The sequence below is a fragment of the Rhodococcus sp. NPDC056743 genome, from assembly GCF_042790355.1.
Lineage (GTDB): Bacteria > Actinomycetota > Actinomycetes > Mycobacteriales > Mycobacteriaceae > Rhodococcus_F.
Genome location: NZ_JBHTZI010000010.1, coordinates 43,009 through 54,138, shown reverse-complemented (window position 1 = coordinate 54,138; position 11,130 = coordinate 43,009). Strand labels below are relative to the sequence as shown.

11 protein-coding genes are annotated in these 11,130 nt (G+C 62.6%); 4 read left to right on the top strand and 7 right to left on the bottom strand.

Going from position 1 to position 11,130, the window contains the following annotated elements:
- Positions 1-117: 117 nt before the first annotated feature.
- From rsmA to ACFRFQ_RS22820, 3 genes are read right to left on the bottom strand one after another with little or no spacing between them, the layout of a single operon-like run.
- The gene (rsmA, locus tag ACFRFQ_RS22830; RefSeq protein ID WP_138872394.1) at positions 118-1,014 is read right to left on the bottom strand and encodes a 16S rRNA (adenine(1518)-N(6)/adenine(1519)-N(6))-dimethyltransferase RsmA; all 897 of its coding nucleotides are present in this window, start codon (positions 1,012-1,014) and stop codon (positions 118-120) included.
- A 10-nt stretch (positions 1,015-1,024) separates the two neighbouring features.
- On the bottom strand, positions 1,025-2,152 hold the full coding sequence (locus ACFRFQ_RS22825; RefSeq protein ID WP_378662636.1) for a transglycosylase family protein: 1,128 nt from the start codon (positions 2,150-2,152) through the stop codon (positions 1,025-1,027).
- Between the two features lie 35 nt (positions 2,153-2,187).
- Positions 2,188-3,312, bottom strand: a complete 1,125-nt coding sequence (locus ACFRFQ_RS22820) for a resuscitation-promoting factor (RefSeq protein WP_138873648.1) — start codon at positions 3,310-3,312, stop codon at positions 2,188-2,190.
- Positions 3,313-3,606: 294 nt separating this feature from the next.
- Between ACFRFQ_RS22820 and ACFRFQ_RS22815 the strand changes: the two genes are divergently transcribed.
- Positions 3,607-4,998 carry an amino acid ABC transporter substrate-binding protein/permease gene (locus ACFRFQ_RS22815; RefSeq protein ID WP_378663319.1) on the top strand — a complete coding sequence of 464 codons (1,392 nt, stop codon included), beginning with the start codon at positions 3,607-3,609 and terminating at the stop codon, positions 4,996-4,998.
- Entirely contained in the window at positions 4,995-5,762 is a 768-nt protein-coding gene (locus tag ACFRFQ_RS22810; protein ID WP_378662633.1) for an amino acid ABC transporter ATP-binding protein, read from the top strand. Before ACFRFQ_RS22815 ends, ACFRFQ_RS22810 begins: the two co-directional genes overlap by 4 nt.
- A 118-nt stretch (positions 5,763-5,880) precedes the next feature.
- Here the strand turns inward: ACFRFQ_RS22810 and ACFRFQ_RS22805 are convergent, their stop codons facing one another.
- The 3 genes from ACFRFQ_RS22805 to ACFRFQ_RS22795 form a co-directional block, all read right to left on the bottom strand.
- The gene (locus ACFRFQ_RS22805; protein ID WP_378662631.1) at positions 5,881-6,294 is read right to left on the bottom strand and encodes a DUF6578 domain-containing protein; all 414 of its coding nucleotides are present in this window, start codon (positions 6,292-6,294) and stop codon (positions 5,881-5,883) included.
- The gene (locus ACFRFQ_RS22800) at positions 6,291-6,443 is read right to left on the bottom strand and encodes a hypothetical protein (protein ID WP_378662628.1); all 153 of its coding nucleotides are present in this window, start codon (positions 6,441-6,443) and stop codon (positions 6,291-6,293) included. The genes ACFRFQ_RS22805 and ACFRFQ_RS22800 overlap by 4 nt, the downstream gene beginning before the upstream one ends.
- A 77-nt stretch (positions 6,444-6,520) precedes the next feature.
- Positions 6,521-7,348 carry a TatD family hydrolase gene (locus ACFRFQ_RS22795; protein ID WP_378662625.1) on the bottom strand — a complete coding sequence of 276 codons (828 nt, stop codon included), beginning with the start codon at positions 7,346-7,348 and terminating at the stop codon, positions 6,521-6,523.
- 21 nt (positions 7,349-7,369) lie between these two features.
- Between ACFRFQ_RS22795 and metG the strand changes: the two genes are divergently transcribed.
- Both metG and ACFRFQ_RS22785 read left to right on the top strand, forming a co-directional pair.
- Positions 7,370-8,968, top strand: a complete 1,599-nt coding sequence (metG, locus tag ACFRFQ_RS22790; protein WP_378662623.1) for a methionine--tRNA ligase — start codon at positions 7,370-7,372, stop codon at positions 8,966-8,968.
- 151 nt (positions 8,969-9,119) lie between these two features.
- Entirely contained in the window at positions 9,120-10,289 is a 1,170-nt protein-coding gene (locus ACFRFQ_RS22785) for a DUF2786 domain-containing protein (protein ID WP_378662620.1), read from the top strand.
- Here the strand turns inward: ACFRFQ_RS22785 and rsmI are convergent, their stop codons facing one another.
- The gene (rsmI, locus tag ACFRFQ_RS22780; RefSeq protein WP_378662617.1) at positions 10,290-11,120 is read right to left on the bottom strand and encodes a 16S rRNA (cytidine(1402)-2'-O)-methyltransferase; all 831 of its coding nucleotides are present in this window, start codon (positions 11,118-11,120) and stop codon (positions 10,290-10,292) included.
- Positions 11,121-11,130 lie beyond the last annotated feature (10 nt).

Genomic DNA, 11,130 nt, shown 5'->3' with positions numbered 1-11,130 from the left:
ATTTTAATTCTGCTGGTTGTTTGTGGTGCCAACCCGCGTGGGGGTCCGCCTTTAAAAATCCCCCCCCCCCAGGGGGCGCTTTGGTGACAGCCATGGCTGTCACAACGGCGCACAGGGCTATTCGACTCCGGCCAGACGAACGAACGCAGCTGCGTCGAGCATCTCGCCACGCGTCTGCGGCTCGATGCCGGCAGCGAGGAGTCTGCGCTCCGCTTCAACCGGCGAACCCGCCCAACCACTGAGAGCTGCCCGCAAAGTCTTGCGACGCTGAGCAAAAGCAGCGTCGATCGCGGCAAAAACACGCTTGCGATGCTGCTCGTCCATCGGCCACGGCGGCTCGGCATAACGATCGATGCGCACCAAACCGGATTCCACCTTCGGCGCCGGCCAGAACACATTGCGACCCACGGCGCCGGCGCGGCGGACCTCACCGAAGAAATTGGCCTTGACGCTCGGGACTCCGTAGATCTTGCTTCCCGGATCAGCAGCGAGGCGATCAGCGACCTCGGCTTGCACCATCACCAGAGCGGTGCGCAGACTCGGCAGCGAAGCAAACAGGTGCAGCAGCACCGGCACCGCCACGTTGTACGGAAGGTTCGCGACCAGAGCCGTCGGCTCCCCCGGAATCTGCGAAGGCAACACACGCATGGCGTCGGCCTCCACCACCGTCAGTCGATCTGCCAGTTCGGGAGCGCGCTCGGACACAGTCTTGGGCAGACGAGCCGCCAGATTCGGATCGATCTCCACCGCGATGACACGATCCACGACATCCATCAGTGCCATGGTCAGGGAGCCGAGACCTGGTCCGACCTCGAGAACCACGTCGTCACGGGTAACGCCCGCAGTGGTGACGATGCGTCGCACCGTGTTGGCGTCGTGAACGAAGTTCTGCCCCAACTGCTTTGTGGGGCGCACACCGAATTCCTCGGCAAGCGCGCGCACCTCGGCCGGGCCGAGCAGCGCTGCCTGCCCACGAGGGGTGGCGATGGGTTGGTTCGATTCGGCGTCTGACACAGGTAAGAACTTAACCCAGTCCGAGACGGCCCGAGCACGACGGCCATGCGCCCCAGCCCTGGGTACGCTGGGTTTGCGTGGCAATTGCGATCTGCTCCTCGCGGGTCGCGAGGTCGGCACGGGCAGCGTACTTGAGCCCACCCTGTCGTTCCCAGGTGTTCTGGTCGAACTGCACGCCGCCGTAGAAACCGTTGCCGGTGTTGATAGCCCAGTTGCCCGTGGCCTCACACTGCGCGAGCGCATCCCACGTCGCACCGTTCTCGACCGGCGGCACCTCGGTGCCCGGCTTGGTGCCGACGCGGACAACCTTCGGCTGCGCGGGTGTGGTGATCGTCTCGGCGACAGGAGTGCGGCCGGTTTCGACACCGTTGACCAGATTGACCGCAAATGTGACGTCACGAACGCCGGGCGCTCCCGGATTCTCGACGATCGTGCGACTTTGATTCATGGTCGGATCCTCGATGCGCTGATCCGGCGGATCGAGCGGCAAGGTCTCCACTCGGCTTTCGGTGACATTGCGCGTCACAGTGATCTCGAGGCCTTCGGTGAGGGGCGCATCTGCTGCGGGAACAACGGTGTCCGCAGCTCCGAGCGGAGTTCCGTTGGCGGTCAAGAACTCACCGACGGTGGGAGCTGCGAGCCGCACATCCGTCTCCGCATTTGCTCCGTCGACCAGCTTCGCGACTACGGGCGTGAGAACATCGAGCGCAGCGCCGTCCAATGGCAGACGCTGCGAACGTGAAGCCGAAACATGAACATCTGCAGCAACATCGAGTTGCTTCAACGCATCTTCGACAGTGAGCGCCGTGGTCCACACGGACTTCTGCTGACCGTCGACCGTCAACGTGATCTCGCGCGCACGACGCAGCACCACGGTGTCTCCGTCGGACACGGACGCGTTGGATGCCGGTGCAACAGCGTCCTTGTCACCGATTGCGTAACCCGCATCTTCGAGGATGCCGTCGACGTTGCTCGCCATGGTGCTCAGTCGAATCTGCTCGCCGTCGACGTCGAGAGTGATGGTCTTGTGATTGACCACGGCCAGGATTCCGCCGGCCACCAGCGTGAGAAGCAACGCGGCGATCATCGAATACAACAGCGGTGATCGTGTCGAGTTGAGCTTCGCAAGCGGTGACATAGGTTCCTGACTTCTGGTCCGTGGTCAGCGCGCGATCAGCGCAGACCCAATTTGCTTGTGCACGAAGGCCATGCGCCCCAGCCCTGACCAGCGCGAACCTTCTCGCCGATCGCGATCTGCTGCTCACGGGTTGCGAGGTCGGCACGCGATGCGTACTCGCCGCCGCCAAACGCCTGCCAGGTGCTCTGAGTGAACTGCAATCCGCCGTAGAAGCCGTTACCGGTGTTGATCGCCCAGTTGCCGGTGGCCTCGCACTGCGCAATCGCATCCCACGTCGACGCATTGGAAATTGCCGGTACCGCAGGTTCTTTGGTGCCGACCTTGACGACCGCGGCAACAGGTTCCGCGACGACGGTCGCGGCAAGCTCGGTACGACCGGCCTCGACACCGTTGACCGTCTTGACCTCGATGGTCGCTGTGCGCTCACCGGGCACTCCCGGGTTTTCGACGACGGTCGTGTCCTTCTCGAGCGAAGGATCGTCGATCTTGTTCTCCGGCGCGGGAATCGGCTGGGTCTCGACGAGGGTGTCGGTGCGCGTCCGGGTGATCTCGATGGTGAGACCCTCCGTGACGGGAGTCTCGGCGGGCGGAACAACCGTGTCAGCCTGCTCGAGCGGGGCATTGCGTGCGGCCAGAAGATCACCGACGGTTGCGGCGGCAAGCTTGATTTCGGTTGCGGGGGCGCCGCCATCCGCAACATGGACAACCTTGGGGCTGATCACGTCGAGTTCCGTGCGCTCGAGCGGCAAACGATGCGAGCGCGACGCCGATACCGCGAAATCGTCGGCCACGTCGAACTGCTTCAACGCTTCGTCCACGGTCAGCGCGGTGGTCCATACCGTCTGCTGCTTGCCGTCGACGGTCAATTCCAACTCGCGTGCCCGGCGCAGTACGACGGTGTCACCGTCGGACAGGGAAGCGTCGGAACTGGGTGCGAGTGCGTCCTTCGGATCTACCTCGTAGCCGGCCTTGTCCAAGGCGCCGCCGACGCTGCTCGACATGGTGGACAGCGAGATCATCTCGCCGTCGACGTCAAGCGTGATCGTCTTGTGCTGAACCACCACGAGCAGCCCACCGACAACAAGCGTCAGCAGCAGCGCGGCCACCATCGAGTAGAGAAGTGGTGACTTCGCGGAGTTGATCTTGGCAAAAGGCGACACAGGAAATCCCAAGGCAGGCGGACGTTCGATCACAATACGGTAACGGCCGCACCTCACTTCGGCAACCAAACGGTCACGGAATGCGACTTTTGTCACGGATGCACCACGGCGTGTCGCAGGTCGGTAACTTTTTACCTCAGTTAACGGTGTAACGATTCAGTGCGGCGCGCAGTATGTTCTCGTCTGGTCATAAGCAGTCCGGCGATCCCGGGCGTGACATACGAAAGCTGGGCGAGAGTGCGAAGAAAATTCGACAAACCACGTAACCCGAGGTGGCCGATCCTGGCCATCCTGATGGCGCTCATCGCAGCGCTGTTCGCCCCCGGCATCGCGTCGGCGCAGCCAGGCCGGACGTACATCATCGCCACCGACGTCACGTTTGCACCGTTCGAGTTCGAGGACGAAAACGGCAACCTCACCGGCATCGACATGGAACTGATCCGGGCAATCGCCGAGGATCAGGGATTCAACGTCGAGATCAAACAACTCGGATTCGACGCGGCCCTGCAGGCGGTCCAGGCGGGCCAGGCCGACGGCGTCATCGCCGGTATGTCGATCACCGACGCTCGCAAGCAGGTCTTCGACTTCTCCGACCCGTACTTCGAGTCGGGTGTCCAGATGGCAGTGCTCGAAACGAACAACGACATCAAGTCCTACGAGGACCTGAAGGGCAAGCGCGTCGCCGTCAAGAACGGCACCGAAGGCGCCTCGTTCGCCGAATCCATCAAGGATCAATACGGTTTCACGACTGTCTACTTCGCCGACTCCGCCAGCATGTACGACGAGGTCCGCACCGGAAACTCCGTCGCCGTGTTCGACGACTATCCCGTCCTCGCTTACGGCATCACCCAGGGCAACGGACTCAAAACCGTCACGGAGAAGGAAGCCGGCGCAAGCTACGGCTTTGCCGTCAACAAGGGCCAGAACGCCGAACTCCTCGAGATGTTCAATGCCGGTCTGCAGAACCTGCGCGACAGCGGAGAATACGACGACATCCTCTCGCAGTTCCTCGGTCAAGGCGCGACGTCGTCCGACAACTCCATCATCGGATTGATCAAAAGCACCTACCCGCAACTGCTCAAGGGCCTGTGGCTGACCATCGTTCTGTCGGTCGTCTCGATTGCGATCGCTCTGGTCCTCGGTGCGATCTTCGGACTCTGCCGCGTATCGACACACATCGTCGTCCGCGGAATCGGTACCGCCTACGTCGACATCTTCCGCGGCACACCGCTTCTGGTGCAGGCGTTCTTCATCTACTTCGGCATCCCGGCCGCCCTGCACTTCCAGATGTCGGCATTCACCGCCGGCGTCATCACGCTCTCACTCAACGCCGGTGCATACATGGCGGAGATCGTCCGCGGCGGAATCCTGGCCGTGGACAAGGGCCAGATGGAAGCATCACGCAGCCTCGGCATCAGCTACATGAAGACAATGCGGAAAGTCATCATGCCGCAGGCAATTCGCACGATGATCCCGTCGTACATCAACCAGTTCGTCATCACCCTCAAGGACACGTCGATCCTGTCGGTCATCGGACTCGCAGAGCTCACTCAGACCGGGCGCATCATCATCGCGCGCAACTTCCAGTCCTTCAACATGTGGCTGATCATCGGCGCCATGTACTTCATCATCATCATGGCGCTCACCAAGTTCTCGAACCGCCTCGAAAAGAGGATCAACAAGTGACCGAAACAGCCGTCAACATGAGCAAGCCAGACACCGAGATCAAGATCGAGGTCAAGGGGCTGAAAAAGTCGTTCGGCGACAACGAGGTCCTCAAAGGCCTCGACGTCGACATCAAGAACGGCGAAGTGGTGTGCGTCATCGGGCCGTCCGGCTCCGGCAAGTCCACCTTTTTGCGCTGCCTCAACCGCCTCGAGGACATCACCGCCGGCACCGTGCGCGTCGACCAGTTCGACCTGACGGACAAGAACGTCGACATCGACAAGGTGCGCCAACACATCGGCATGGTGTTCCAGCACTTCAATCTGTTCCCGCACATGACCGTCATCGAAAACGTGATGCTCGCCCCGGTCCAGACGGGTCGTTCCACCAAGGAACAGGCACGCGAGATCGCGGTGAAACTGCTGGGTCAGGTTGGTCTCGGAGAGAAGGCCGACGCCAAGCCCGCAAGTCTGTCCGGCGGCCAGAAGCAGCGTGTTGCCATCGCCCGCGCACTCGCCATGAGCCCGGACATCATGCTCTTCGACGAGGCCACCAGCGCCCTCGACCCCGAAATGGTGGGCGAGGTTCTGCAGGTATTGCGCGACCTCGCGAAACAGGGCATGACGATGGTGGTCGTGACCCACGAAATGGGATTTGCGCGCGAGGTATCCGATCGCGTCATCTTCATGGCCGACGGCTACATCGTCGAAGAGGGGAAGCCGGAAGCGTTGTTCGGCAACCCGCAGCAGAAGCGCACCCAGGATTTCCTGGGGAAGGTGCTCTAACCTTCTGCCCGGCGGGTTACCTCGAGGGGCTGCCCGCCGGGTATTTCTGTACACATGTCGGCTCCAGAGGGCTGGATAAGCCTCCGGACGCGCAGTTGTGTGCAGTTAGGCACTGGGCTTACGAGTTGACTGCCAACTCGACGACCAGCCCGGTCTCGATCCGGTTCTGTGGCCCGAACTCGAAATCGCCGAACCTCCGGAACCACCGAGGACTGGCGTCGACTCTTCGGCATGTCTCGCTACCTGCGACGGGCAACCACTTGCGTGGACTTCCTGCTTCTGCATACATCGTCGTCACCACGAGAATCCCGACCACCACACCTGTCGTCACAACTCCTGACGCCGGCATCCCGCTGTGAACCCATCCGTCGAACTCGTCGTCATGCAATCGCGGCGTCAATGTCCACGAGCATGGTTCACCGACAGCGGGAAACGGCCCACAGCACTCGACTTCGACTGCGTCGACGTGAACGGTGACGATCTCAACCGCAGAGTCGACCGGCGTCGGTTCGGTGAAACTGTGCGCCTTCATCCCTTCCCGGGAACGGCCAGTTCGACCACGACCGCCGTCTCCATCCAGCCGCGGCTACCGCCGACAACCGGCAACGGTGCACAGCACTCGAACTCCCATGTTTCGATGCGGACTGTGACCACGTCGTCGGGATAGATGTAGTCGTTCATCTCAATACTCCGCGCAGTAGACAGACCAGGACACGACGGTCCCGGGCGCGGAGTTACCTGTCAGCTCAGAATAGCGGTCAGAGCTTGTAAACCCGCTCCGCTGTCGCCGTGGACGCTGCCGCGAGAGCCTGAGGATCCTCGCCGCGGATGTCAGCTAGTGCCCGGACTGTGTACGGCAGGCAATACGACTCGTTGGGCGCGCCGCGGAACGGATGCGGAGTGAGGAACGGCGCATCCGTTTCGACGATCAGCTGATCCGACGGCACCAACAGCGCGGCCTCGCGGAGCGCCTTCGCGTTCTTGAAACTGACGGTGCCCGAAAAACTCAGCACATAGCCCGCGTCGATGCACGCCCGCGCCATCTCCGAATCCGAAGAGAAGCAGTGGAAGACCACGGTCTCCGGCGCGCCTTCCTCGCCGAGCACTCGCAGCAAGTCCTGGTCGGCTTCGCGGTTGTGGATCATCAACGTCTTGCCCAACCGCTTCGCGAGGTCGATGTGCCAGCGAAAACCGCCGACCTGCTCCTCGATGGTGGCGCAGCCCTCGAGCTTGCCGGGCCAGTAGAGATCAAGCCCCGTCTCCCCCACGGCAACGACTCGCGGATCCGACGCCAACCGCTCGATCTCGGCTCGGGTGTCGACATCGAGTACGTTTGCCCTGGTCGGGTGGATTGCGACGGCGGCGTACACGCGAGAATCCCAGTTCGCAGCGTCGACGGCAAAGCGCGCGGCGTCGAGGTCGTCGGCCACCGTGACGACCCGTCCGACGCCGACGGCCTCGGCTCGATCGACTATTTCGGCCACGGTCGCAGCGTCATGTGCACCACACGCGTCGAGGTGCGTATGGGCGTCGATCAGAGGCGACAAGGGCTCAGGGGCATCGGGGGCGGGACGGTCTTTGCTCACGCCCGATAGAGTAAGCGCACCATGACTGTGCCTGCCTCACCCTCCCAGACCACGCGCCCGGACTCCGCCGCCCCGGAAGGCGCGGAACGATCGCCGTTCTACATCACGACAGCGATCGCGTATCCCAACGGCGCTCCGCACATCGGCCACGCGTACGAATACATCTCTTCGGACGCGCTCGCCCGCTTCAAGCGGTTGGACGGACATGAAGTGTTCTTCATGACCGGCACCGACGAGCACGGTCTGAAGATGCAGCAGACGGCCATCAAAGAGGGCATCGACGTCCGCGAACTCGCCGCCCGCAACTCCGACGTGTTCCAGAACCTCGACAAGGTCCTGAACATCTCGTACGACCGGTTCATCCGCACCACCGACGCAGATCACCAACTCGCCAGCAAGGCCATCTGGGAGAAGATGGCTGCATCGGGTGACATCTATCTCGACACGTACTCGGGGTGGTACTCGGTTCGGGACGAGGCCTTCTACACCGAAGCCGAGACCACGCTTCTCGAAGACGGCACGCGTCAGTCCACCGAGACCGGCACCCCGGTGGAGTGGACCGAGGAGTCCAACTACACCTTCCGACTCTCGGCGTACGAGGATCGTTTGCTCGCTTTGTACGAAGAGCATCCCGAGTTCATCGCCCCCACGACTCGCCGCAACGAGATCGTCAGCTTCGTCAAGGGCGGCCTCAAGGACTTGTCGATCTCACGAACGACGTTCGACTGGGGCGTCGAGGTTCCCGGCGACCCCGACCACGTCATGTACGTCTGGGTCGACGCCCTCACCAACTACCTGACCGGCGTGGGCTACCCGAACGTCGACTCGGAGGAGTTCAAGAAGTTCTGGCCTGCAAGCCTGCACATCATCGGCAAGGACATCACGCGGTTCCACACCGTGTACTGGCCGGCGTTCCTCATGTCTGCCGGTATCGAACTGCCGGAGCGGGTCTTCGTCCACGGGTTCTTGTACAACAAGGGCGAGAAGATGTCGAAGTCCGTCGGAAACGTCGTCGACCCGATCGCCATGGTCGATCAGTACGGCCTCGACGCGGTCCGCTTCTTCCTGCTCCGCGAGATCTCGTACGGCCAGGACGGCAGCTACAGCCACGAAGCGATCGTGACGCGCATGAACGCGGACCTGTCGAACGAACTCGGCAACCTCGCGCAGCGCTCACTGACGATGGTCGCGAAGAACTGCGACGCCCAGCTTCCCACCCCCGGCGAGTTCACCGAGGACGACCTGGCGATGCTGGCGTCGGCCGATGCGCTGCTTGCCAAGTGCCGCAGCGAGTTCGACGTCCAGGCTCTGCACCTCGCGCTGGAAGCCATCTGGGGCGTACTCGGTGAGACCAACCGGTACTTCTCCAAGCAGGAACCGTGGGTTCTGCGCAAGACCGATCCGGCCCGGATGGCGACGGTTCTCTACGTGACGATCGAAGTGGTCCGTATCGTCGGAATTCTCGTTCAGCCGGTCATGCCGGACGCAGCGTCGCGGATCCTCGATCTGCTCGGCCAGAGCGAAGAGAACCGTCAGTTCACCGACATCGCCGTTCGCATCGACGCAAACCGGAAACTGCCTGCTCCGGCACCTGTTTTCCCTCGTTTCGTCGACGAGTGATCTTTACCGTGTGACGCTTACGTGGGGTCCGCCGCATCTGGTCTGAGCCAGTTGTGTCGGACCCCACGTGCACACTGCGTCCATGACATCCGATAGAACATACTTTCGATCTACTGCCTCCTCGCAGACGCTGCCCTGGAACGGAACCCGCGTGTCCTCTCACGAAGTCAGTCCTCAATCCGTCGCAGCTGCCGAGGCCCTGATCGCCGAGCTCGGCGGCGTCTACGAACGAGGATGGCAGCCTGCCGATCTTGTTCACCTGGCCCGTCGTAGCAAAGATCCCTCGAACGCGGATCTAGTTGCCACCGCCGCCCTGCTCGACGCCGCCCGAACCAGGGCTGCCGACCGCGCTCCCCTCGAATGGGTCGGGCAGCTCGCGTCCATTCGTGAACAGTTCCCCAATGCCGATCGCATCGCTTCGCGAATCACTCTGGACGAGGACGTTTTTCGATCCCTCGCTGCCGGACTCCTGTTCGAAGATCCCTATTTCCTCGTCTCCCAGATCGCCGAGGTATCACTGCACTGGACGCGGCTTGCGCCGTGGAATCTGCTGCTCGCGCCGCCGTCCACGTGGCCTCCGCAGCGAACAGACACCAGTTACGCGGGCACGGGAGCCGAAGTAGACGCCAAGGTGCTCAAGCGAATTCGTGGACTCCTCGCCAAAGCCGAGGCCACCAATTTTGCGGAAGAAGCCGAGTCCTTCACCGAAAAGGCACAGGAGTTGATGACGCGGTACGCGATCGACGCCGCGCTTCTGCACAATCGCACCGGCATCACCGATACCGCCGTGAATGGGCGTCGAATCCACCTCGACAACCCGTACGTGAAAGAGAAGGTCCATCTCCTCACTGCAATCGGTGATTCCAACCGGGTACGCGCTGTGTGGTTCAGCGAGGTGTCCATCGCCACCGTCATCGGCACACCCGTCGATCTCCAACAGGTCGACATGCTCTTCACGTCGTTACTCGTACAGGCAACGCGCGCAATGCAATTCGCCGACACCAGCAATCGCGGCGGCTCGCGAACCACGTCGTTCCGCAAGGGCTTCCTCACCGGGTTCGCCAACCGAATCGGTCAACGTCTCCGCGACGCCGGTACCAAAGCGACCGCCGAAGCCGCCGACGCGGCATCGATGGACGTCGCCGACCTCCTGCCGATTCTCGCAACCACCTCGGCAGCGGTCGACACCGAATTCGATCGGCTGTTCCCCCGAACCCGCAAAGCTCGCGGACGGTCCGTCGACGCCGAAGGGTGGCATGCCGGCCAAGCAGCTGCCGACGACGCCAACCTCCGACCCGGAGCACCTGCAGTGCGCCGGTAGCTAGTCCTTACGCGCAGCCAGCACCGTTTCGTACAGTTCGCGCTTCGACACACCGGGGGTGGCGACGAGGGCGCACGCGTCTTTCAGACGTGCTCCGCCCTCGACCAGGCGTTCCACTTCCTCGACCAGATCGGCCGGATCGGAGGCCACCAGGACAGCACCTTCGAGCACTACCGTGATTTCGCCGCGCACACCTTCGGCGGCCCACGCGGCGAGTTCGCCGAGCGTTCCGCGCTTCACTTCTTCATAGGTCTTGGTCAACTCGCGGCAAACGGCGGCGCGCCGATCGGGACCGAGCACCTCGACGGCATCGGCCAGGCAATCAGCCAGGCGATGCGGCGCCTCGAAGAACACACACGCGCGCTGTTCGGCGAGCAGTCCCGCGAACCAGGTCTTGCGTTGTCCTCCCTTGCGCGGCGGGAAACCGTCGAAGCAGAAGCGCTCGACAGGCAGTCCCGACAGCGCGAGGGCCGTGGTAACTGCCGAGGGCCCCGGCAGACACGTGACCTTCAAGTTTTCGGCCACACATGCAGCAACAAGGCGGTATCCGGGATCACTGACCGACGGCATACCGGCGTCGGTCACGAGAAGGACGGTTTTGCCGTCGGCAACGTCGGCGACCAGCGCAGGAAGTCTCGCGATCTCCACCTGATCGTAGAAACTGACCACCTTTCCGGTGATCGTCACGTCAAGAGCCGAGGCCAGCGACTTGGTTCGTCGGGTGTCCTCCGCCGCCACGACGTCGGCGGTTGCGAGAGCGTCGCGCAGACGCGGAGACGCGTCACCGACATCTCCCATGGGTGTTGCGGCGAGTACCAAGCGACCAGTCATACCTGACAGC

Coding starts and splice junctions, on each gene's coding strand:
- rsmI (WP_378662617.1), bottom strand. CDS start 11,120: ATGACTGGTCGCTTGGTACTCGCCGCAACACCCATGGGAGATGTCGGT.
- metG (WP_378662623.1), top strand. CDS start 7,370: ATGACTGTGCCTGCCTCACCCTCCCAGACCACGCGCCCGGACTCCGCC.
- ACFRFQ_RS22800 (WP_378662628.1), bottom strand. CDS start 6,443: ATGAACGACTACATCTATCCCGACGACGTGGTCACAGTCCGCATCGAA.
- ACFRFQ_RS22805 (WP_378662631.1), bottom strand. CDS start 6,294: ATGAAGGCGCACAGTTTCACCGAACCGACGCCGGTCGACTCTGCGGTT.
- ACFRFQ_RS22815 (WP_378663319.1), top strand. CDS start 3,607: ATGGCGCTCATCGCAGCGCTGTTCGCCCCCGGCATCGCGTCGGCGCAG.
- ACFRFQ_RS22825 (WP_378662636.1), bottom strand. CDS start 2,152: ATGTCACCGCTTGCGAAGCTCAACTCGACACGATCACCGCTGTTGTAT.